Source organism: Pseudomonas furukawaii (assembly GCF_002355475.1).
GTDB lineage: Bacteria > Pseudomonadota > Gammaproteobacteria > Pseudomonadales > Pseudomonadaceae > Metapseudomonas > Metapseudomonas furukawaii.
Genome location: NZ_AP014862.1, coordinates 1,911,524 through 1,934,543, shown reverse-complemented (window position 1 = coordinate 1,934,543; position 23,020 = coordinate 1,911,524). Strand labels below are relative to the sequence as shown.

At 67.7% G+C, this 23,020-nt stretch carries 17 protein-coding genes and 1 pseudogene; 6 read left to right on the top strand and 12 right to left on the bottom strand.

Annotation, left to right across the window (positions count from 1 at the left end; translation table 11 throughout):
- Positions 1–42: 42 nt before the first annotated feature.
- Entirely contained in the window at positions 43–1,743 is a 1,701-nt protein-coding gene (locus KF707C_RS08970; RefSeq protein ID WP_003456501.1) for a methyl-accepting chemotaxis protein, read from the top strand.
- Between the two features lie 61 nt (positions 1,744–1,804).
- On the opposite strand, the gene KF707C_RS08965 is transcribed toward KF707C_RS08970, so the two are convergent.
- The 12 genes and pseudogenes from KF707C_RS08965 to KF707C_RS08910 form a co-directional block, all read right to left on the bottom strand.
- Positions 1,805–2,743 carry a p-hydroxyphenylacetate 3-hydroxylase reductase component gene (locus KF707C_RS08965; RefSeq protein WP_003456500.1) on the bottom strand — a complete coding sequence of 313 codons (939 nt, stop codon included), beginning with the start codon at positions 2,741–2,743 and terminating at the stop codon, positions 1,805–1,807.
- 86 nt (positions 2,744–2,829) lie between these two features.
- Entirely contained in the window at positions 2,830–3,999 is a 1,170-nt protein-coding gene (locus tag KF707C_RS08960) for a p-hydroxyphenylacetate 3-hydroxylase oxygenase component (protein ID WP_003456499.1), read from the bottom strand.
- Between the two features lie 327 nt (positions 4,000–4,326).
- Positions 4,327–5,037 carry an NAD(P)H-dependent oxidoreductase gene (locus tag KF707C_RS08955; RefSeq protein ID WP_003456498.1) on the bottom strand — a complete coding sequence of 237 codons (711 nt, stop codon included), beginning with the start codon at positions 5,035–5,037 and terminating at the stop codon, positions 4,327–4,329.
- Between the two features lie 71 nt (positions 5,038–5,108).
- Positions 5,109–6,726, bottom strand: a pseudogene (locus tag KF707C_RS08950) (5-guanidino-2-oxopentanoate decarboxylase).
- Positions 6,727–6,831: 105 nt separating this feature from the next.
- Positions 6,832–8,922 (bottom strand): acetate--CoA ligase family protein, encoded by a 2,091-nt coding sequence (locus KF707C_RS08945; RefSeq protein WP_003456495.1) that lies wholly within the window; start codon positions 8,920–8,922, stop codon positions 6,832–6,834.
- Between the two features lie 13 nt (positions 8,923–8,935).
- Positions 8,936–10,096, bottom strand: coding sequence for an acyl-CoA dehydrogenase family protein (locus KF707C_RS08940; protein ID WP_036994068.1), 1,161 nt, complete (start codon positions 10,094–10,096; stop codon positions 8,936–8,938).
- Between the two features lie 25 nt (positions 10,097–10,121).
- Positions 10,122–10,913 (bottom strand): enoyl-CoA hydratase/isomerase family protein, encoded by a 792-nt coding sequence (locus tag KF707C_RS08935; protein ID WP_003456491.1) that lies wholly within the window; start codon positions 10,911–10,913, stop codon positions 10,122–10,124.
- Between the two features lie 293 nt (positions 10,914–11,206).
- A complete protein-coding gene (nhaC, locus tag KF707C_RS08930) occupies positions 11,207–12,703 on the bottom strand; it encodes a Na+/H+ antiporter NhaC (protein WP_003456489.1) in 1,497 nt (498 codons plus the stop codon).
- Positions 12,704–12,829: 126 nt separating this feature from the next.
- Positions 12,830–15,100, bottom strand: a complete 2,271-nt coding sequence (locus KF707C_RS08925; RefSeq protein ID WP_003456487.1) for an ATP-binding protein — start codon at positions 15,098–15,100, stop codon at positions 12,830–12,832.
- Positions 15,100–15,876: a substrate-binding periplasmic protein gene (locus tag KF707C_RS08920; RefSeq protein WP_003456484.1), complete on the bottom strand. Its 777-nt coding sequence runs from the start codon at positions 15,874–15,876 to the stop codon at positions 15,100–15,102. The genes KF707C_RS08925 and KF707C_RS08920 overlap by 1 nt, the downstream gene beginning before the upstream one ends.
- Positions 15,873–16,592, bottom strand: a complete 720-nt coding sequence (locus KF707C_RS08915) for a response regulator (RefSeq protein WP_003456482.1) — start codon at positions 16,590–16,592, stop codon at positions 15,873–15,875. The genes KF707C_RS08920 and KF707C_RS08915 overlap by 4 nt, the downstream gene beginning before the upstream one ends.
- An 88-nt stretch (positions 16,593–16,680) precedes the next feature.
- Positions 16,681–17,331, bottom strand: coding sequence for a TetR family transcriptional regulator C-terminal domain-containing protein (locus tag KF707C_RS08910; protein ID WP_003456480.1), 651 nt, complete (start codon positions 17,329–17,331; stop codon positions 16,681–16,683).
- Between the two features lie 182 nt (positions 17,332–17,513).
- Between KF707C_RS08910 and KF707C_RS08905 the strand changes: the two genes are divergently transcribed.
- The 5 genes from KF707C_RS08905 to KF707C_RS08885 all read left to right on the top strand — a co-directional run bounded on the left by KF707C_RS08905 (position 17,514) and on the right by KF707C_RS08885 (position 22,690).
- Complete coding sequence (locus tag KF707C_RS08905; protein ID WP_003456477.1) at positions 17,514–18,608, top strand: polyamine ABC transporter substrate-binding protein; 1,095 nt, start codon at positions 17,514–17,516, stop codon at positions 18,606–18,608.
- 31 nt (positions 18,609–18,639) lie between these two features.
- A complete protein-coding gene (locus KF707C_RS08900; RefSeq protein WP_003456475.1) occupies positions 18,640–20,058 on the top strand; it encodes an aminotransferase in 1,419 nt (472 codons plus the stop codon).
- 43 nt (positions 20,059–20,101) lie between these two features.
- On the top strand, positions 20,102–20,947 hold the full coding sequence (locus KF707C_RS08895; protein ID WP_003456474.1) for a helix-turn-helix transcriptional regulator: 846 nt from the start codon (positions 20,102–20,104) through the stop codon (positions 20,945–20,947).
- Between the two features lie 83 nt (positions 20,948–21,030).
- Positions 21,031–21,456 carry an organic hydroperoxide resistance protein gene (locus tag KF707C_RS08890; protein WP_003456473.1) on the top strand — a complete coding sequence of 142 codons (426 nt, stop codon included), beginning with the start codon at positions 21,031–21,033 and terminating at the stop codon, positions 21,454–21,456.
- A gap of 103 nt (positions 21,457–21,559) precedes the next feature.
- Positions 21,560–22,690 carry an IS110 family RNA-guided transposase gene (locus tag KF707C_RS08885; RefSeq protein WP_096368012.1) on the top strand — a complete coding sequence of 377 codons (1,131 nt, stop codon included), beginning with the start codon at positions 21,560–21,562 and terminating at the stop codon, positions 22,688–22,690.
- Positions 22,691–23,020 lie beyond the last annotated feature (330 nt).

Here is a 23,020-nt window from a genome sequence, read left to right as displayed (position 1 = left end):
CTCGCCGCGAGACCGGCCAAGGTCCCCGCAGGAGAGCCCCCCTTGTCCATACAACGCCTGTTCTCGCTGATCTTCAGCGCCATCATCCTCTGCACCGCCCTGCTCTGCCTGCTGGTGGTCCTGCTCATCGGCAACCAGCGGCAGCTGGGCGAACGCCAGGAGAACCGCTACCAGTCCTACCTGCTCGCCGACGAACTGCGGCAGAGCTCCGACGACCTCAGCCGCATGGCGCGCACCTACGCGGTCACCGGCGACGAACGCTACGCGCGGCTCTACCAGCAGGTGCTGGCCATCCGCAATGGTCAGCAGGCACGTCCCCTGGACTACCAGCGCCCCCACCTCGACTTCCTCGCCGCCGACCAGGACGTCGCGCGCGGTGACGGCCAGGCCGTGGCGCTGCAGGAGCTGATGCGCCGCCGGGGTTTCAGCCAGGACGAGCTGGCCAAGCTGGCGGAGGCGGAACGGGCCTCCAACGAACTGGCCGGCCTGGAGGCCCAGGCTTTCGAGGCGGTCCGGGCCGGCGACCTGGCAAGGGCCGGCGAGCTCGTCCACAGCCCGAAGTACCACCAGGAGAAAGCCCGGATCATGCACCCGGTGGATGACTTCTTCGTCATGCTGGATCAGCGCACCCAACGGGAAGTGGACGAGCTGCATGCCACCGGCAGCACCTACATGACCCTGGTGAGCGCCATGGTCCTGCTGCTGATCCTGATTTCGGTGATCGGCATCTTCAGCATCCGCCGCAAGGTCAGCGGTGCCCTGCTGCGCCTGTCCGGGGACGCGCGCCGGGTGGCCGACGGCGACCTGGCCACCCAGCTGGATGCCCGCAGCTCCGGGGAGTTCGGCGTGCTGTCCCACGCCTTCGGGCAGATGGTCGGCAAGCTGCGGGACATCGTCAGCAATGTGGTGCACTCCAGCAGCCAGCTGAGCGTCTCCGCCGAGCGGCTCACCCGCACCTCGCAGGAGACCCTGGAGAACATCCGCCAGCAGGAACTGCACACCGTGGAAGTGGCCACCGCCATCACCGAAATGGCCGCCACCGTGCAGGAAGTGGCACGCCACTCCAGCCAGACCGCCGAGGCCGCGCAGCAGGCGGACCGCTCCGCCAGCAGCGGCCGCCAAGTGGTGGATGCGATGGTCGGCACCATCCAGCGCCTCTCCGGCGATATCGGCGAGGCGGCGGAAGTGGTCCAGGACCTGGCCACCAACACCGCCAGCATCGGCGGCATCCTCGACGTGATCCGCGGCATCGCCGACCAGACCAACCTGCTGGCCCTGAATGCGGCCATCGAGGCGGCCCGGGCGGGTGAGCAGGGTCGCGGCTTCGCCGTGGTGGCGGATGAAGTGCGCAGCCTCGCCAAGCGCACCCAGGACTCCACCCGGGAAATCCAGGAGATGATCCAGCGTCTGCAGGAGGGTGCGCGCCAGGCCGTGGAGGCCATGGCCCAGAGCCGCGACCAGGCGGAAGCGGGCGCCCGCCAGGCGGACGACGCCGGCCAGGCCCTGGAAAGCATCACCCACGCCAACCGGGTGATCAGCGACATGGCGGTGCAGATCGCCAGCGCCGCCGAGGAACAGGCCGCCGTGGCCCACGACATCAGCCAGCGCATCGAGCTGATCCGCGACCTGGCCAGCCACAATGCCGAGGGCTCCGACCAGGTCAGCAGCGCCACCCAGGGCCTGGCGCGGCTGGCGGACGGCCTGCACGCCCAGGTCAGCCACTTCAACCTGGGGCGGACCTGACCCTGGCCCCGGGGGTGCTCGTGCCGGTGCGCACGGCGCCCCCCGGATGGCCAGACCGGGATCAGCCCAGGGCGATCACCGCCTTGAGCATGGTCTTGAAGGTCTCCACCTGCTCCGGGCTGAAGCGCGCGAACACCTTGTCCTGCTGCTCACCGGCGATGCGCCAGAGCGCTTCCGCCTGCTCCACCCCGGCGGGCGTCAGCAGCACGCGGTCGTCGGCGTCCGCCACCATGCCCTTGCGCTTGAGGATGGCCACCGCTTCCTCGATCTCCCGCATGGGCATGGCCACCTCCCGCTGCAGGTCCGCCAGGCCCAGACCCGCGTCGTTCTCCAACACCATCAGCATGCGCGCCTCGCTGGTGCGCAGGCCGCTGGACAGTTGCCGCGGCTGGTAGTCGGACTGGTAGCCACGCACTGCCTGGGTCATCAGGTAATAGAGATTGTGCGAGAGCCGGCCCTGGAAGGCACTGGAGGCGGGCTGGCCGTCGTCCTTGCGGGTCATGCGGGTATGGGGCAGGACCATGGAGTAGGCGCCCTGGTGATAGAGCAGCGGCGAACGGCCGAAGTCGTCGAAGCGCACCACCTTGCCGATGAGGATCCAGTGATCCCCGCCTTCCACCCGCTGGTGCAGCTCGCACTCGAAACGCGCCGCGCAATCGGGCAACAGCGGCGTGCCGCCGATACCGGACTCGACCGCGATCCCCTCGAACTTGTCGTCGCGGGGCCGAGCGAACTGGTTGGACAGCTCGATCTGGTCGGCGGCGAGGATATTCACCGCGAAATGGCGGGCCCGCTCGAACACCGCCAGGCTGCTGGAGCGCTTGTCGATGCTCCAGAGGATCAGCGGCGGCTCCAGGGACACCGAGTTGAAGCTGTTGGCGGTGACGCCAACGCGGGTGCCATCGGGGGCGGTGGCGGTGACCACGGTGACGCCGGTGGCGAAGTTGCCCAGCGCACGGCGAAAGGCACGGGAATCGAACAGGGTTTCCTGGGAGGACATGACGCAACTCCTGGCGGTCGCCTCATGGGACGGCCGCGCGATGATTCGAACAAGTGGCACGCAGGTGGGAATGGCGGAGCGACAGCTCACACCATGGAAGGATCAGGCTCCAGCCCCATCAGCTCACGGCCGAGGATCTGCGCGCAGACGTCGTAGTCGGTGTAGGCGTGGGCACCGGTCATGTGGGAGTCGCGGAACAGGCGCTGCATCTCGTTGCTCTCGAACCAGGAGGTGCCGCCGGCGGCCTCGAACAATCGGTCCACCGACTGGATGCACATCTTCACCGCATAGGCCTGGTTGGTACGCCAATAGGCCAGGGTCTCGCGGCTCGGGTACTGGTGGCGCTCGCCATGCTCGGCATGTTCCTGCCAAGTCTTCTCCAGGAAGGCGCGGGCGGCGGCCACCTGGTGGGTGGACTCGGCCAGGCGCATCAGGGCCGGCGTGGCGGTGCCGACGCTGGCGCCGGTGTAGGCGCGGACGCGGTTCTTCGTCTTCTCCTTGTAGGCCTCCAGCATGCGCTCGGCGATGCCCAGGCTGATGGCCGCGAAACCGCTGGCGAAGTACGGGCGGTAGGGCGCGTAGAAGATCTTGCTGTCGGGGTAGAGGCCGAAGCCGTCGGAGCGGCCTTCCATCATGTCCCTGGCGGCCTGGATGCGGTAGTTGGGGACGAAGGCGTCCCTGATCACCAGGGTCTTGGTGCCGCTGCCCTTCATACCGGCGGCGAACCAGTCGTCGCGGATCTCGTAGTCGCTGCGGGGCAGCACGGCGAAGCAGTACACCGGCTCACCTTCGGCGTTCTTGCGACGGCAGCCGACGATGGCCCATTCGGCATGGTCGCTGCCACTGCTCCAGCCCATCTCGCCGTTGAAGATCACCCCGCCCTCCACCTCCTCCACCTTGCCGAAGGGCGCGATGGAACTGCTGGCGGTGGCATCGGGGTTCTCGCCCCAGACCTCGTCCTGCAGGCGCGAGGAGAACATCGCCAACTGATGGCTATGGGTGCAGAGCAGGCTGAACGCCCAGGCGGTACTGGCGCAGGCGCCGGCCAGGGCCACCACGCAGTCGGCGAACTCCGGCAGGGAGATTTCCAGGCCGCCGTAGTGCTTCGGTTGCAGCGCGCGGTGCAGGCCGATGCCCTTGAGCAGCGCGATGTTCTCATCCGGCACCCGACGCAACTGCTCGGCCCGGGCCGCGTTGGCGGCAATGGCCGGCAGGATGGCCTTGAGGTCTTCGAGAAGGGGGTTTGGCTTTTTCATGTCGAGGCCCTGCTTATTGTTAGTACTTGGAAAAGGCCAGGCCGATGGCCCATGGCGACGCGCTGGGTCGCTGGAGGCCGGAGCCTGAAACGGGTAACCCAAGTGGGTGCAGGGCGATTATGGGACGGGGCGCCAAGCCCCTGAATGGACGTTACGGACTCTCGATTGCACTTTTCATGGCGCTATCAAACCGTAGGAGCCGGCTTGCCGGCGGATGATGCTGAGCCGTTCGCGAGCAAGCTCGCTCCTACAGGGTAGGTGCGAGTTCGGCTTCGTAGGAGCCGGCTTGCCGGCGAATCGCGCGGACCCGTTCGCGGGCAAGCGCGCTTACAAGGGGTGGGTGCGCGGGTAGAGGCGCTCGTCGAACTGCTCCAGCCGGGGGAACTCCAGCGCTGCGTCCTGCTCCAGACCCTGCAGGCGCGCCTGGTAGGCCCGCAGGAAATCGCCCCGTGCCGCGTCGCTGATGTAGGGCACGTGCCAGGCGACGAAGGGCGGTAGCACCTCCAGGCCGACATAGGCCAGGGTGCCCCGCAACAGCGGTCGCAGCATGTCCTCCAGGGGACCGTGGATGGCGCCTTCACCGAACATGTGCTCACGCCCGCCCAGGGTCAGGCTCACCAGGGCCTTCTTGCCGGCCAGGCCGCCCTGGTCGTAGAAGCGCTTGCCGCCGTAGCAGATGCCGGACACCAGCACCCGGTCGATCCAGCCCTTGAGGATGGCCGGCACCGAGAACCAGTAGAGCGGGAAGTTGAGGATCAGCAGGTCGGCCCAGAGCAGCTTGTCCAGCTCGCCCCGGATATCCGCCGCGAGGCGATCGGACTTCACACCTTCCCGCTGTTCCAGGGCGTAGACCAGGTACTCCGGATTGGCGCGTTCGGTGAAATCGGCCGCACTGGCGACCGGATTCCAGTTCATGGCGTAGAGGTCGGACTGCTGCACCTGGTGCCCGAGGCCCTGCAGGGTCTCGACAGCCAGGTCACGCAGCGCGGTGGTGAAGGACTGGGGCTCGGGGTGGGCATGGACGATCAGGACGTTCATGTAAGCGCCTCATGGGCATCGGATCAGGGAAACCGGCCGGGCACCGAACCCGGCCGGGAGGAAAGTCGGCATCAGCGAGCGCAGGCGTGCCTGAGCTCGACCAGCGTCACGCCGGGGTGGCTGAAGCCCTCGCGCAGGTCGTGTTCCAGCTCGTCGAGGCTGCCGGGCTGACGCACCTGGCAACCGAACGCTCGCGCCAGTCCGACGAAGTCCGGGTTGCGCGGCAGCACGCCAATCGGCTCGATATCGAGGGCCTGCATGTCATCGCGGATCTGCCCCAGGGCGTCGTTGTTCCAGAGCAGCACCACCAGCGGGGAGTCCAGCTCTTCAGTCGCCGTCGCCAGCTCCTGGGCGGTATAGAGAAAGCCGCCGTCCCCCACCAGCACCAGGCCGGGCCGGTCGGGCGCGCCAAGCTTGGCGCCGATGCCGGCCGGCAGCCCGTAGCCCAGGGTTCCGTAGCCGGTCGGATGCAGCCAGCTGCGCGGCGAGCGGCTGGCGAAGGCGTAGTTCCCGGTGTAGGCCAGCTGGGTCATGTCGGTGCTGACAAAGGCGTTCGTCGGCAGCACCGCAGCGATGCGGTCAAGGATGGCCTGGTGAATGGCCTGCAGCGGCGCGTGGCCGGTGCGGATCGCTTCCCGCAACCGCGCCACCCGGGCGGCGGCGACCTGCCCTGCCCTTCCCTGTTCCGGCAGGCGCGCCAGCAGGGCCTCGAGGCTCTGCCGGGCATCCCCCTTGAGCGCCAGGGAGCAGGGATAGACATCGTTGAACTTGCGCGGATCGATGTCGATCCGGATCAGCTCGCCGGACAGCGGCAGGCGGTCGCGCCAGAAGTCCGTATCGGCCATCTCGGTGCCCACCGCCAGCACCAGGTCGGCTTCGGCGATCATCTCCCAGCCCGGCGCCACGCAGAGGCTGGCGCCAGCGTTCAGCGGCGCCTCGGGCGGCAGCAGGCCCTTGCCGGCCACGCTGGTGAAAACCGGTGTCGCCAGGCGGTCGCTGAGCGCCCGCAGGGCGTCGGCGGCCTCCAGGGCGCCACCGCCGGCGATGATCATCGGCCGCTTCGCGGAGGCCAGGCGGACTGCGGCAGCGGCCAGGGCGTCGCTGTCCGGCAGGCCACGCCCGGGACGTCGCATCCGCTCCCGGGACCAGTCACGGGCGACGGGCGCGGCCAGCACGTCCAGCGGCACCGAGATGTGCACCGGACGCGGCCGTTCGCCCTCGAACACGGCGAAAGCGCGCGCCACCAGCTCCGGCAGGTCTTCCGGACTCAGCGCCAGGGCCGAGAAGGCGGTGATCGGCGCCGTCAGCGCCCGCTGATCCTGGGTCTCGTGCAGGCACCCCCAGCCCTTGCCCAGGCTGGCGCTGTGGTTGACGCTGGAAATCACCAGCAGGGGAATGGAGTCGGCATGGGCCTGACCGATGGCCGTGGCGGCGTTGGTCACGCCAGGCCCGGTGATCAGGAAGCAGACGCCGGGCTTGCCGGTGACCCGCGCATAACCGTCGGCCATGAAGCCGGCCCCCTGTTCGTGCCGGGTCAGGACGTGGCGGATGCCGCTGCCGGGAAGCCCCCGGTAAAGCTCCAGGGTGTGCACGCCGGGAATGCCGAACAGGGTATCCACGCCGTAGGTGGCCAGCAGGCGCACCAGGGCCTGGCCACCGGTGAGGGTTTTCTGTTGTTGCATGTTCGATCCTCGTCCAATTCGGCGACTACCGGAATCGCCGCTCACGCCGTAGCGCTCTTGCCCCCTCTCCCGCAGGTGGGAGAGGGGAGCGTTCGTGTCCACCTCGGAACGTTCAGTCGTTGCCCAAACGGATCAGCGCATCCACCGCCCCGGCGCCATCGGCGCTGACCAGCAATGGGTTGACGTCCAGTTCCAGCAGTTGTCCGGCGTTCTCGCAGGCGTAGTCGGCGACCGCGCGGATGGCCGCCACCAGCGCCTCCAGGTCCGCCGCCGGGCGGCCACGGAAGCCGGTGAGCAGCGGCGCGCTGCGCAGGCTCAGCAGGGCATCGCGGATGGCCGCGTCATTGGTGGGCAACAGCAGGCTGCGACTGTCCTTCAGCAGTTCGACGAGGATGCCGCCGGCGCCTATCACCAGGGCCAGCCCGAAGCCGTTCTCGCGCTTGATGCCGACGATCAGTTCCGCCAGCGGCGGCCGGGCCATGCGCTCCAGCAGCACCCGCTCGAAGGCGACGCCCGGCGCGCTGGCGGCAAGGCGCTGCCGCATCTCGTCGAGGGCCCGCCGCAGGGCCTCGGCGTCCCTGAGGTCGAGCGCCACGCCACCGGCCTCGGTCTTGTGCGGCAACTGGGCGCTGACGGCCTTCAGCGCCAGCGGGTAGCCCAGGGTTTCGGCGTCCCCCGGCGCCCGCTCCGGGGTGCTGAGAATTCCCTGCGGCACGGGCAGGCCGAACGCGCGCATGGCCTGCTTGGACTGCCATTCGTCCAGCGTCCGGCCGTCGCTCACCGGCGCGGGGCAGAGGGGCACCAGGGCCGACTCGCCCCGCTCCAGCAGCCTGTCGCGCCGCTGCCGGTAAGCGGCGATGCGACCCCAGGCCGCCAGCCCGTCCTCCACCCCTTGCAGGGCGGCGACGCCACGGGCGTGCAGGCGGTCCCGCGCGGCGGCGGGCAGCAGCTCGGGGAAGGCCGAGGCGATGAAGCCGGCCTTGCCGTGGCGTTCCAGGGCCTCGCAGAAGAGCTCCAGCAGCAGGTCGCACTGGGGACGCTCACCGGTGCCCTCCCCCGGATAGTCCAGCACCAGCAGGGCGGCATCGGCGGCGCTGCGCAGGGCGATGTCCAGCATGTGCCGCAGGGACTCGGCGTCCCCCCAGATGGCGGTGGTGAAGTCCAGCGGGTTGGCGACGTTGGCGTACCCCGGCAGGATCTGCGCCAGCGCGTGGCGCTGGCGGTCATCCAGCGCCGGCAACCGCAGGCCGTTGGCTTCGGCGTAGTCGGCGATCAGCCCGGCATCGCCACCGGAACAGGCCAGGGCGATCAGCCCCGGACCGGCCGGCAGCGTGCCGCAGGCGGCGGCCTTGAGGGTTTCCATGAAGCTCACGGGACCGCTCACGCGGATCACCCCGAGTCGCTCGAACAGGGCGTCGTAGAGCGCGTCGGAGCCCGCCAGGGAGCTGGTGTGGCTGAGGGCGAGCTGGGCGCCGATCTGCGATACCCCGGTCTTCAGCGCGATGATGGGGACGCCCTTCTCCAGCGCCTTGTGGGCGGCGCGGGCGAAACCCGGGACATTCCTCAGCCCTTCCAGGTGCAGGCCGATGGCGGTGACGCGCGGCTCGTCGAGCAGCACGTCCATCAGTTCGGCGACGCCCAGCTGCGCCTGGTTGCCCACCGAGGCCATGTAGGCCACCGGAAGCGAACGATCGCTCATGGACAGGTTGTAGGCGAAGTTGCCGCTCTGGGTGAGCACGGCGACGCCCTTCTCCACCCGCCGCCCGCCATGGGCCACGGGCCAGAGCGCCGCGCCGTGCAGGTAGTCCAGCAAGCCGTAGCAATTGGGTCCGAGCAGCGCCATGTCGCCGGCGGCGGCCAGCAGTTCGGATTGCAGCGCAGCGCCCTCGGCGCCGGTTTCGGCGAACCCGGAGGCGTAGCAGATGGCCCCCCCCGCACCCAGGGCGGCCAGCTCGGCCACACTGGCCAGGGTCTGTTCGCGGTGGGTGGCGATGAATACCGCATCCGGGGCGCAGGGCAGATCGGCCACCCGCGCGATGCAGGGCACGCCCTCCAGCTCGGCGTGCTGGGGATTGACCAGCCAGAGTTCGCCGGCGAATCCCCCTTCGGCGCAGCGCTTCAGGGCGCGCGCCATGCTGCGGCCGCCGATGAAGGCGAGGTGGCGAGGCGCGAGCAGGCGCTTGAGGTTGTCACGTGGGTTCATGGTGATTCTCCGCTCATCCCAACAGGGGCCGCAGCAGCTCGCGGGAAATGATGTGGCGCTGGATTTCCGAGGTGCCCTCCCAGATGCGCTCGATCCGGGCGTTGCGCCAGATGCGCTCCACCGGCCCTTCGTCCATCAGGCCCATGCCGCCGAAGATCTGCACCGTCTCGTCGGCCACGCGCCCCAGCACTTCGCTGGCGAACAGCTTGGCCATGCCCGCCTCGCCATCGGTCATGGTGCCCTGGTCCATCTTCCAGGCGGTGTGGAGGGTCATCAGTTCGGCGGCGCGGATCTGCGTGGCCATGTCGGCCAGCTTGAAGGAGACCCCCTGGTAGCTGCCGATGGGCTGGCCGAACTGCTTTCGATCGGCCGCCCAGCGCAGCGACAGGTCGAGGGCCCGTTGCGCCTGGCCGACGCAGTTGGCGGCGACCATGACCCGGCCGGCGGTGAGCCAGGCGTTGGCCACTTCCCAGCCCTTGTCCACCTCGCCGAGCACGCTGGAAGCTGGCACGCGGCAATCGTCGAAGAACAGTTCGTAGGTGTGGTAGCCCTTGTTGCTGACGCACCTGGGCCCCCGGCGCACGGTCATGCCGGGGGTGCCCTTGTCCACCAGGAAGGCGGTGACGGCGTTGCGACGCTTGCCATTGCGCTCGAAGCTGTCGGTCACCGCGAAGACGATGGCGAAGTCGGCATGGCCGGCATGGCTGATGAAATGCTTGGAACCGTTGAGGACGAAATCGTCACCGTCGCGCACCGCGCGGGTCTTGATGGCATTGGCATCGGAGCCCGCACCCGGCTCGGTGAGGGCGAAGCAGTCGATCTTCTCGCCCTGGACGACGGGCAGCAGGTACCGCCCGATCTGCTCGCCGGTGCAGGCCATGAGGATCTTCGAGGGCCGCGCGACGAACACGTGCAGGGCCCAGGACACCTTGGACAGCTCACGTTCGACCAGCGCCTGGGACAGGTAGTCGAGGCCGCCGCCCCCCACCTCCTCCGGCATGTTGAAGGCATAGAAACCCGCCGCCAGCGCCTTGCCGCGAATCTCCGCGGCCAGCTCCGGGGACACCGCGTCGGCCCGGTCGACGGCCTCCTCGTGGGGCAGCAGTTCTTTCTCGACGAAGGCCCGGACCGCGTCGACCAGCATTTCCTGTTCCTGGGTGAGTTGGAAGTTCATGGTGAAGTCCTCGGGGTGGCAGGGATCAGCGACCGCTGAAATGGGGAGCACGCTTTTCCGCAACGGCACGCAGCGCTTCGGCGGCGTCCTCGCTGCGACCGCAAAGCAGCCCGGCGGCCTGCTCGGCGGCCAGTTGTTCGGCCAGGCTGCGGGTGGCCCCTTCGCGAATGAGGGCCTTGGTCTGGGCGAAGGCGAAGGTGGGGCCGACGGCCAGGCGCGCGGCGAACCGATCGACCGCCTGGGGCAGTTCCGCGTCGGCGCAGACCTCGCCCACCAGCCCAGCCGCCAGGGCACGTTCCGCGCTCCAGGGCTCGTCGAGGAACAGCAGCCGCTTGGCCTGCTCGACGCCAATGAGGCGAGGCAGGTGCCAGCTGGCCCCGGCATCCGGCGAATAGGCCATGGCGGTGTAGCCGGCCTTGAACCGGGCCGACTGGGCGGCGATACGGAAATCGCAGCAGAGCGCCAGGTCCATCCCCGCCCCCACCGCGGTGCCGTTGACCGCCGCGAGGGTCGGCTTCGACAGGCCGTGCAGGCGGCCCATCAGCCGGTGGGCCATTTCGGTCCAGCCGTAGGTCTCCAGTTGGCCCCGGGCTTCGGCCTCGGCCCACTCGGCCAGGTCGGCGCCGGCAGAGAAGCTGCGGCCAGTGCCGCTGAGGACCACCACGCGCACGCCGGGATCGGCCTCATGGGCATCCAGCAGTTCGATCAGGCCACGAAGGGTGGGGATGTCCAGCGCATTGCGTTGTTGCGGGCGGTTCAGCGTGATGCGGGCGACGCCGGCATCAACCTGGCTGAGCAGGGAGGCAGCTGTGCTCATGGGTTCCCTCGTCTTGTTGTGATTGGGCGGGAGCGTGGTGGAGTCGAGGCAATCCTAAACAACTGTTCAGCAAGCCGACAATCCTCCCCAAATGGGGTATGTAACAGCGCAGAAAACGCCTAAATGAATGTTTTAAAACGACTTTATTGAGGAGGATCCGCATTGTCCGGCGGTGCCGTTACAACTTCGGACAAAGCCTCACGAGCCGCCGCAGCCGGCCCTCGGGTAAGCGAGCTTGCTGGCGAAGGAAGCGCCTTCGCCAGCAAGCTGGCTCCTACACCAAGGGTTTCGACTCAGGCGGTGCCGGGAAGCGCCTCATCGCGGCCCGGCAGGCTTTCCGGCCGTTCGGCCGGGTCGGCCTCCAGCGGAAGGATGCGGATGCAGAAGATGCCGAAGATCAGGGCGATCAGCGGGTTGATCCAGTTGAAGAAGGCGAAGGGCAGGTAGGACAGGGTCGCGACCCCGAGCGTCGCGGCCATGTAGACGCCGCAGGCGTTCCAGGGGATCAGGGCGGAGGTGACGGTACCGGCGTCTTCGAGGGTGCGGGAAAGGTTGACGGCGGCCAGTCCGCGACGCCGGTACTCCTCCTTCCACATCTGCCCCGGCAGTACCAGGGACAGGTACTGGTCGCCGGTCAGTACGTTCACCCCGAGGCTGGTGGCCAGGGTCGCGCCGATCAGCGCCCCCACTGAATGCACGCCCCGCACGATCAGCCCCAGGACGAAGCGGATGAAGCCGATGCGTTCCAGCACCGCCGTCATCATCATCGAGCAGAACACCAGGAAGGCCATGAAGACCATGCTCGCCATGCCACCGCGACTGAACAGGGCATCGACCACTTCATGGCCGGTCTGCGACACGAAGCCGGTGGCCATCACGGTCCACAACGCCTTGACCACCAGCATCGCGCCGGTCAGGCCGCTGCCCGCCATGAAGCGTTCGATGGCCGCGCCCTGGAAGAGCATCGCGAACACGCAAGCCAGGGCGCTGCTGAGGATGATCGCGGGGAAGGCCGGCACCTTGCGCACGGACATGGCCAACAGGGCGAACATGGGGATCAGGTTGTACCAGGCGACGGAGAAGGACGCCGCCAGTTCGGCCTTGATGTGCTCGACATCGGACACCGAGCCATCGCTGACGTCGGTGTTCAGGGCGAGGACCGAGAACAGCGTCAGCGCGATCAGCAGGCTGGGGACGGAGACCCAGGCCATGTGCCGGATGTGGTCGAACAACTGGGCACCCGCCACGGCCGGGGCCAGGTTGGTGGTGTCCGACAGCGGCGACATCTTGTCGCCGAAATAGGCGCCGGCCACCACCGCGCCTGCGGTGATTTCCGGCGAAAGCCCGAAGCCGTGGGCGGTGCCCATCAAGCCGACGCCCATGGTCGCCACCGTGGTCCAGGAGGAGCCGATGCAGAGTGAGACTATGGCGCAGATGAGGCAGGCGGCCGGGTAGAAGAAGGCCGGCGACAGCAGGCTGAGGCCCATGTGGAGCAGCGTGGGCACGGTGCCGGAGAGGATGAAGGCGCCGATCAGGATGCCGATCGACAGGAAGATGAAGATGGGTGCCACCGTCTTGGCGTTGATGCGGACGATCTCGTCCTCGAGTTCCTGCCAGCGGAGGCCATTCTTGATCCCGATCAGGGCACCGAAGCAGCCCACCAGGATCAGCGCCAGCTGCAACGGCCCGGACATCGGGTCGTCGAACAGGCTGAGGGAACCGGCGATCAGCGTCAGCAGCACGGCGGCCACCAGTATGGAATCGAGCGCGGAAAAACTGCGGAGTTTCATTGTTCTTGTCCCCATAGATTTTCGACCGGCAGGACAAGGCGCCCCGCCACGCCCCGATTATTGGAAGGCGATGTAAGTTCGGATTGAAGGTTCGGATAGAACTTGTAAGAAGTGGTAACGACCCTGTTACAGCGACTCGTACTTCGCCAAGGCCCCCTGGAAAGCCGCTTCGGACCGCTCCAGCAGGCCCTGGAGCCGATCGGCGTAGCCGGCGAGGAACCCCCTTTCGGCGTCCGCCTCCAGGTGCCGCAGCAGGTTCGCCAGGGCCCGCCCGCCCAGGGCGTCGGCGGCGCTGGCGAGGCGATGGGCCAGGTCGGCCGAGCGAGCGGCATCCCCTTGCCGCAATGCCTCCAGCAGCGCCGCTCCGTCGATGGCCAGGCGCTCCAGCAAGAGCCGCAACAGCCGGGCGAGACGGGCATCCCCCAGGTGCTCGCGATGCCCCTCCAGCACCGACTCCTGCAGGAGGCCGGTGACTTCGGCCGTGGCGGCCACCTGTGCCAGCACCTGGCGCAGGGTCTCGAGACGGATCGGCTTGCCGATCACGCCCTGCATGCCCGCGTCCAGGTAGCCCTGCACCCGGTCAGCCTCCAGGCTGGCGGTGAAGGCGAATACGGGAACGTCCCGATCGAGTCCGGCCGGGTCGTCGCGCAGGAGCCGGCAGAGCTCGGTGCCGCTCATGCCGGGCAGGTGTACGTCCAGCAGGATCAGGTCGAAGCGCTGGCGACGACAGAGGTCCAGGGCCGGTTGCGCATCCACCGCGAAGCTCACGCGGTGTCCATCGCGCTCCAGCAACCCCCGCGCGACCTCGCGATTGAGCTCGACATCCTCCACCACCAGCACGTCGAGGGGCCGGATCGCCTGCGCGGATGAAGCGGGTTGCGTTTCAGGGAGCTGCCGGTCCAGGCACTCCAGGTCGAGGTCGAACCAGAAACGACTGCCCTCGCCTTCCCGGCTGCTCAGCAGGATCTCCCCTCCCATGGCCTGGAGCAGGCGCTTGCAGACGGCCAGGCCCAGCCCGGCGCCGCCGTAGCGGCGGGCCACCCGCTCGTCCGCCTGCACGAAGCGCTCGAAGATCCGCGCCTGCACAGCCTCGGCGATGCCGATGCCGTCGTCGGTCACGCTGAGGCGCAGGCGTTGCCGGCCGGGCTCGCTGCCCAGCAGCTCGACACGGACCTCGACATGCCCGCCCTCGGTGAACTTGATGGCATTGGCCAGCAGGTTGGTCAGCACCTGGCGCAGGAACTGCTCCGCTCCGCGAAAGCGTTCGGCAATGGCGCTGTCCGTCGCCCCCTGAAGCCGGGTCCCGTTGGCCAGGGCCCGAGGCTCCAGGAGGGTGATCACCTCATCCAGCAGCTCTCGAAGGGAGAACGCCACCGGCTCCGGAGCCACCTCGCCCTCCTCCAGCTTGGCGAAGTCCAGCAGGTCGTTGAGGGTGGCCAGCAACCCTTCGCCCGCCTTGTGCAGGGCCTGCAGGCGCTTGCGGTCCTCCGCCCCGCGCTGGGACGTGCGCAGCAGTTCGGCCATGCCGAGTATGCCGTTCAGGGGCGTGCGCAACTCGTGACTGATGGTCGCCAGGAAGCGCGACTTGGCCAGGTTGGCGGCCTCGGCCTGTTCCTTGGCGCGGTGCAGGCTGGCCGTGCGCAGTTCCACCATGCGCTGCAGCTCGTCGCGCTTGTCCTGCAAGGCCAGCCGATCGGCCTCGCGCCGCCGCAGGTCGTCGACGATCGCCTGGCGCATGTCGTCCAGGGCCTGGGCCACGGCATCCAGTTCATCGCCCTGGCCACGGCGGCGCTTGTCCAGCCGAAACGGCTCGCCCCGCTCCCCCTGCGCCAGCCGCCTGGAAAAGGCGGCCATCGCCAGCAGGTGCCGGGTCACCAGCCGGTGGAACAGCCCGGACAGGGCGACGGCCAGCCCGCAGATGAACAGCCCCATCCACAAGAGGTTCGCCAGTCCCGAGGCGACCAGGCGCGCACGTATCGCCCCCAGGTCGCTCGCCACCTCCAGCGTACCCAGGTCGCGAAGGGTGCCGTCCGGCAAGCGGAACGCCAGCTCGAAGCGTTCCGAGCGGACGCTGGAGGCGGACAGGGCCCTCCCCCTGAGCAACTGATAGTCGTCGCTGTGCAGGCGCACCCAGGCGATATCCGGAAAGTCCGCCAAGCCGCGCAACTGGATGTCCAGCTGCGCCTGGTTGAGGTCCCACAGGCTCCGCTCCAGGCTTTCCAGGTAACCCGAGCGGATGACCTCCAGCCGCGACTCGATGCCCTGCATCTCCCGCCGGTACTCGAAGTAGAGCTGCACGGCGCTGGCCAGCAAGGTGAAGGCCAGGCTGAACAGGACGATGAAGCGCAACAGTCGACGCGACAGCCCGCCCAGGGGCCCTGGCGATCCCGGGCGCATCACCGGGCGCCTGTCCGCGCTTGGGTGGCCCGATAGGCCTCGGTGCTTTCCCGCAGCCAGCGCTCGACCTGTCGGCGTTCCGCCAGCCCCTGCAAGGCGGCATCGATCTCCGCCATCCGCCCCTGCAGGGGCGAACGCCGGGAAACGGCGAAGTACAGGTAGTCGACGGCCAGGGTCTGCGGCAGGGCCTCGATCCGCCCGGCCCCATCGAGGGATTCGAGGAACAACTGCCCCGTGCGGCGCTCATGCACCAGGAAGTCGATGCGGCCTCGCGCCAGCTTGCCGAAGTTCTGTTCATTGCTCGCCACCCGTTCGACATTGCCATGGGCCTCCACGAAGCGGTCGAACGCCTGTCCATAGCTTTCGCCAAAGAGCAATCCACCCCGATAGCGGGCCAGGTCCTCCAGCCGGGACACGCGGATGGGCCGGTCACGGTGGAAGAACAGGGCCACCTCCTCGCGCAGCAGGGCCACGCGGCTGAACCGCAGGGTTTCCTCGCGCGCCGGTGAACGGTAGGCGATGACCAGGTCGACCCGCCCTTGCGCCGCGTCCATCAGGCAACGTGTCCAGTTCCCCAGCTGGACGAACTCCACGTCCATCCCGAGGGTCCTGGCGACGTCACGCACCGCCTCGGGGGCCACGCCCCTGACCCGGTTCTGGGCATCGGTCCAGCTGATCGGTGGATAGACCGGGTGGTCGCAATAGCGGATGGCCTCCCCGGCACCGCTAGCCGCCGCAGGCAGCGACATCGCCAGCCACAGGGCGAGGCGCTTCACGGGCGGCCACTGACGGGGGCACCGAAGAGGTAGCCGGTGCCATGGATGGTGATGATCAGGCGGGGGTTGGCCGGATCGTCATCCAGTTTCCGCCGCAAGCGCCCCACCAGCACGTCGATGGAGCGGTCGTTCGGCAGCCATTCGCGGTTGCGGATCTGGTCCATCAACTGGTCACGGCTGAGGGTGTGTCCGGCATTGCGCAGGAAGACGCTGAGCAGCTGGAACTCTCCGTGGGTCAGCAGGGTCTCGCCGCCATCGGGGGCGATCAGGCGCCGGCGGTCGACGTCCAGGGTCCAGTCATCGAACTGCCGGAGCTGGCCGGCGGGCGCCAGGCCGGCCGGCTGCTGGCTGTGACGAACGCGGCGGATGAGGTTCTTCGCGCGGGAAATCAGTTCGCGGGGATTGAAGGGTTTGCTCAGGTAGTCATCGGCGCCGCACTCCAGGCCGACGATCCGGTCGATCTCGTCGTTGCGTCCGGTGATGAGGATGATGCCGACCTCGGAGCGCACCCGCAGCTCGCGGGTCAGGGTCAGGCCATCCTTGCCGGGCAGGCGGATATCCAGCATGACCAGGTCCACGGGATGTTCCTCGAGGCAGGCCTCGGCCTGCTCGGCCGTGCTGGCGCAGCGTACCGAATAGCCCTCCTGTTCGAGGTAGGACTGCAGCAGTTCTCGGATCAGCGGATCGTCGTCGACGATCAGCACGCTGGGAGCCATTGTCGTTCCCTCCGCCGCCGGATCGGGGCGTGTCTTATTGTTGTCAGGTGAAGCGCTGGGCGCAGGTTACCGACCCTTGAACGGTCGATCAACACGCGCTGATGGACGCCCGGAAACCCTGCATTTCGCTCGCCAGCAGTCCGTCGACCCAGGCTTCGCAGATCCGGATGCCCTGCTCCGGCGAGAAGGTCCCGGGGTTGAGCCCGGACTCCAGCCAGAGGCCATCGAGCAACGCACTGAGGCTGATGGCCGCCAGCCCGGCGTCGAAGTCCCGCCATCCCTCGTCCCGGGCCAGGTCGCCGAGGACGCCGGCGAGGATCCGGCGGTATTCAGCGTAGGACTGTTCGTGGGCGGCATTGATGGCCTGGGCGGTCTTCACCGCCCCCCAGAAGGCGAGCCAGGCATCCAGCAGGTGCGGTTCCAGCAACTCGGCGGAGAAGGACGCCTGGAAGAAGGCCGATAACCTCGCCCTCGGGCTCGGGGAGGCGGCGTCGATCGCGGCGCGCAGCAGGCTCATCACCCGCCCGGTGATGGCCAGGTAGGCCTCGGCCACCAGTTCGTCCTTGCTCGCGTAGTGATGGTTGATCAGGCCGACCGAGACCCCGGCTTCGGCGCAGATCTTGCGGATCGAGGCCCCCTGGAAGCCGTACCGCTTGAGGCAGGCCAGGGTGGCGTCGATCAGGCGCGCCTTGCGCAGTTCAGGGTCGAGCCGGGAGTAGCGCACGTCCTGGGTGGTCATGCCGGAAGCTCCTGTGGTGTGCGACGGGTCCTTGGGCCCGGGCGGCCGGGCCGGGGCGATTCTGAACGACTGTACAGGAGGAGTGCCAGGGGTACCCACCCGTTCGGGTTATGGCCGCGACGATCCAGCGCGCTCAAAGTGGCCCCAGGTGACCCGATAACAACGACACAGGTGGAACCGACATGCACAAGACCCTGGTTGCAGCACTCGGCGCGACATTGGCCCTGTTGCCGGCCCTGAGCCCGGCGGACGAAGGCGGGACCCTGCGCCTTTACAACTGGTCGGACTACATCGGCGAGCACACCCTGGCCGAGTTCCAGAAGGCCACCGGGATCAGGGTGATCTACGACACCTTCGACTCCTACGAGACGGTTCAGGGCAAGCTGCTGCCGGGACGCTCCGGCTATGACCTGGTGGTGCTCAACGCCGCCCTGGTGCCTCCCCTGCTCAAGGCGGGGGTGTTCCAGCCCCTGGACAAGCGACGCCTGCCGAGCTGGGGCAACCTCGACCCGCAGATCCTCGCCGCGCTGGAGCACTACGACCCGGGGGTGAACTATTCGGCGCCCTATACCTGGGGCAGCAACGGCATCACCTACAACGTGGAGATGATCCGCGCGCGCATGCCCGACGCGCCCATCGGCTCCCTGGCGATGGTGTTCGACCCCGAGGTGGTGTCGCGCTTCGCCGACTGCGGCGTGACCCTGATCGACTCGCCCACCGACGTGCTGCCCCTGGCGCTGGCCTACCTGGGCCGCGACCCCAACAGCGTGGCGCCCGAGGATCTCAAGGCCGCACAGGACCTGCTGCTGAAGGTGCGCCCGCATATCCGCAAGTTCGACTCCATGAGCTACCTCAACGGCCTGGCCAACGGCGACCAGTGCATCGCCATGACCTGGTCCGGCGACTACGCCACCGCCCAGGCCCGGGCCGACGAAGCCGGCGCCAAGGTGAAGCTGGACTATTTCGTGCCGAAGGAAGGCTCGCTCATCTGGTTCGATGACTTCTACATCCCCAAGGACGCACCGAACCCGGAGAACGCCCACCGCTTCATCGAGTACCTGCTGCAACCCGAAGTGATCGCAGCGGTGACCAACTACATCCGCTACCCCAACAGCAACCAGGCCGCCACCCCGCTGGTGGACGCGCAGGTGCGCGACGACCCGGCGATCTATCCGGACGCGGCCATCCGCGCGCGCCTGTTCACCCAGAAGACCCATTCTCCCAAGGACATGCGCCTGATCACCCGCACCTGGAATGCGGTCAAGACCGGCAAATGACCTGAACCGCCCAGTACCCGAGAGCACGACAATGAACACGCCAAACGCCGACTTCTTCGCCCAGTTCGACAATGAGCGCCTAGTGGCCGCCGACAAGGCCCACTACATGCACGGCTATCACGTCTTCGACGATCACCGGGAGAACGGCGCCCTGAACATCGCCGCTGGCGAAGGCGCCTACATCTACGACACCGCCGGCAACCGCTACCTGGATGCCGTGGGCGGCATGTGGTGCACCAACATCGGCCTGGGCCGCGAGGAAATGGCCGAGGCCATCGCCAACCAGGTGCGCCAGCTGGCCTATTCCAACCCCTTCTGCGACATGGCCAACGTCAAGGCCATCGAACTCTGCGAGGCGCTCGCGGAACTGGCGCCGGGGGACCTGGACCATGTGTTCCTCACCACCGGCGGCTCCACCGCCGTGGACACCGCCTTCCGCCTGGTGCAGTACTACCAGAACTGCCGCGGCAAGCCGGAAAAGAAGCACGTCATCACCCGCATCAACGCCTACCACGGCTCCACCTTCCTCACCATGTCCCTGGGCGGCAAGGCGGCGGATCGCCCGGCGGAGTTCGACTTCCTCAAGGACCGCATCCACCACATTTCCTGCCCCAACCCCTACCGGGCGCCTGAGGGCATGGACGAGGCGGCGTTCCTGGATTTCCTGGTGAACGAGTTCGAGGACAAGATCCTCACCCTGGGCGCGGACCGAGTGGCGGCCTTCTTCGCCGAGCCGATCATGGGCTCCGGCGGCGTCATCATCCCACCAGCGGGCTACCACAAGCGCATGTGGGAAATCTGCCAGCGTCATGACGTGCTCTACGTATCGGACGAGGTGGTGACCTCCTTCGGTCGCCTCGGGGCTTTCTTCGCCTCGAAAGAGGTGTTCGGCGTGGTGCCGGACATCATCACCACCGCCAAGGGACTGACGTCCGGCTACCTGCCGCTGGGCGCCTGCATCTTCTCCGACCGCATCTGGCGGGTGATCGGCGAAGCGGGCAAGGGCCGCTGCTTCAGCCACGGTTTCACCTACAGCGGGCATCCGGTGAGCTGCGTCAGCGCACTGAAGAACATCGAGATCATCCGGCGGGAGAACCTGCTGGCCCATGTCAATGAGGTGGGCGCCTACCTGGAGGAGCGCCTGGCGACGCTCGCCGAGCTGCCGCTGGTGGGCAGCGTGCGCTGCAAGAAGCTGATGGCCTGCGTGGAGTTCGTCGCCGACAAGGCCAGCAAGACGCTGTTCCCGGATGAGCTGAACATCGGCGAGCAGATCCACCTGCGGGCCCAGAAGCGCGGGCTGCTGGTTCGCCCCATCGTCCACCTCAACGTGATGTCGCCGCCGCTGACCATCACCCACGCCCAGGTGGATGAGATCGTCGAAACCCTTCGGGACGCCATCCTGGAAACCGCCGCCGATCTGCGCGGAAGCGGTGACTATGCGGGTCGGTGACCGCCCCTGGCAGCGGTCGGCCGGCGGCACTAGACTGCCGGCCATGACCCCGTCCCCCGCCACCTCGACCACCACCACCCTGCACGCCTGGCATGCTGGGTTGGCTCAGGCCATGGCCAGCGTTGCGGAGCCGACCTTCTGCAGCGCATTGGTGGCGGCGCTGCGCAGCCTGGTGCCCATCGAGTCGGTATTGCTGGGGCTGGAGTGCAAGGGCCTGGCCCCCCGCCCCCTCTATCAGTGCGGCATCCCCACCGAATACCGGGAAGCCCTGATCGAGCGCTACTACGCCCGTGGCTACCTGCTGGACCCCTTCTGCCTGGCGATGGACAACGGCCTTGCCGAAGGCTTCTACCACCTCTCGGAAATCGCCCCGGACGACTTCTTCAACAGCGAGTACTACCGCACCAACTACCTGCGCTGCGGCTCGGTGGAGGACGCCCACTTCATCGTCGACCTGGGCGGACAACGCAAGGTGTCCCTTTGCGTGTACCAGGGGAGCAGCGGCGCACGCTTCAGCGAGGCCGACCTGTCCCTGCTGCGCACGGCCTTTCCGCTGGTGCGGGAGCTGATGCGCCAGTTCGACGAACGAGGCGGCCTGGTACGCAGCCTGGATGGGCATCGTGCGGCTGCCTCGCGCAGCGCAGCCCCTCCGGGCCTGAACCAGCAGATCCGCGACGCCTTCATGAACTTCGGCAGCGACCGGCTCACCGAGCGCGAACGGGAGATCGCCCACCTGCTGCTGCGCGGCCACTCGGCCAAGTCCAGCGCCCGGGTGCTGGACATCTCCCCGGAGACCGTGCGAATGCACCGCAAGAACCTCTACACCAAGCTGGAGATCGGCTCCCAGGCGGAGCTCTTCGCGCTGTTCATCGATTGGCTGACGGCCTAGCGATACCTTCAGTCAGGGCATTCCGACGGTTATCTGTCCATTGGCTAGGCTTTCCTGTCTCTTCCCCCAACCGGAGACCGGCCATGCCCATCGAAAAAGCCCTGTACACCGCCCATGCCGAAGCCTACGGCGGCCGCGAAGGCCGCGCCGTGTCGTCCGATGGCGTGCTCGACGTGAAACTGACCACGCCCAAGGAACTGGGCGGCCCCGGCGGTGACGGCACCAACCCGGAACAGCTGTTCGCCGCCGGTTACTCGGCCTGCTTCCTCGGCGCCATCAAATTCGTCGCCGGGAAGGAGAAGATCGCCCTCAGCGAGGACACCTACATAGAGGGCGCCGTGGGCATCGGCACGCTGCCCACGGGGTTCGGCATCGAAGTCGAGTTGAAGATTTCATTGCCGGGCCTGGACCGGCAGGTGGCGAAGGACCTGGTGGACAAGGCGCATATCGTCTGCCCCTACTCCAACGCCACCCGGGGCAATATCAACGTGACCCTGACACTGGTGTGACACCGTAGACATCATGGATTGACCTGCCCCACCTCGAAAGCGCGGGTTATGTTTTCGGGGTGGAAACACCTCCAACACAGAGCCGCATCGAGGGGGACAGGTCATGAACGAGTTTAACCAGGTCTATGTAGGTTTGGACGTTCACCAGGCGACGATTGCTGTCGCGGTGGCACGGCCGGGGCGCGGTGAGCCGGACTATCACGGCACCATCGAGAACCGCGACAGCGCGCTGCGCAAACTGCTCAAGCAGCTGAGCCGGCAGGGCGAGGCGTTGAGCTTCTGCTACGAGGCCGGCCCCTGCGGCTACGGCCTTTACCGTGAGCTGACAGCGCTGGGCCATGGTTGCGTGGTGGTGGCGCCCTCGCTGATTCCGCGCAAGGCGGGCGAGCGGTTGAAAACCGACCGTCGGGACGCCCTGATGTTGGCGCGCCTGCATCGGGCGGGCGAGCTGACGGCGGTGTGGGTGCCGGATCAGGAGCAGGAAGCGATCCGCGACTTGACGCGCGCCCGGGAGGACATGAAGTCCCTGGAACTGAAGTGCCGGCAACGCCTGGGCGCGTTCTTGCTGCGTCATGGGCACGTCTATGCCGGTAAAAGTCGCTGGACCCAGGCCCATTTCCACTGGTTGGCGAGCGTGAAACTTGACTCGCCGGTGCAGCAGATCGTCCTGCAGGAGTACCTCGACACCGTTAAATCGATGCAACGGCGGGTGGCCGATCTGGAAGCGCAAATGCACGAAGCGCTGGCCGGCTGGTCGCTGGGTACGGTGGCGCAAGCCCTGATGGCGTTGCGCGGGGTGAGCCTGATCACGGCGATGACGGTGTTGGCGGAGTTGGGCGACCTCAGTCGCTTCGACTCGCCGCGCGAGCTGATGGCCTACCTGGGACTGGTTCCCAGCGAGCACTCCAGCGGTGGCTCACGCCGCCAGGGCCGCATTACCCGCACGGGCAATGGCCATGTCCGGCGGGTGCTGGTGGAAGCGGGGTGGAACTACCGTTTCCCGGCACGCAAGACACGCGTCATCGAGGCGCGCGCGGCGAAAACCTCGGCGGTGGTTCAGGCCATCGCCTGGCACGCGCAGATGCGCTTGTGCGGTCGTTATCGAGCGCTGCTGGCGGCGGGCAAGCTCAAGCAGCAGGTCACCACCGCCATCGCCCGGGAGCTGGCGGGATTCATCTGGGCCATCGCCTGCGCGGTGGCGGGCAAGGCACACGGTAGTAAGGCCGTGGCATGAACCCGCAGCAGTGGCTTCGGTTCAGGGGGTGGAGGGCCGGTGAGGAGAACCCCTGGCGCTCCTATGTGGCGTCCTCTGCGAGGAGGACAGACCCACGACCGTAGAGAAGGGCAGCTCCGCGACGAAGTGAAGTCAGGTCGGTAACCAACCCACGTATATCAGAGTGATCCACCGTCGCCTAATCGCCCTCCACCCCCTGAACCGAAGCCACTGGCGGAGAAGAACAAAACGAAAGAATAGACCCAGAGTTGACAGGTCAATCCATATCAGGAGTGAGCTTGCTCGCGAACTGGCCCCTGTCATTCGCCGGCAAGCCGGCTCCTACGAATC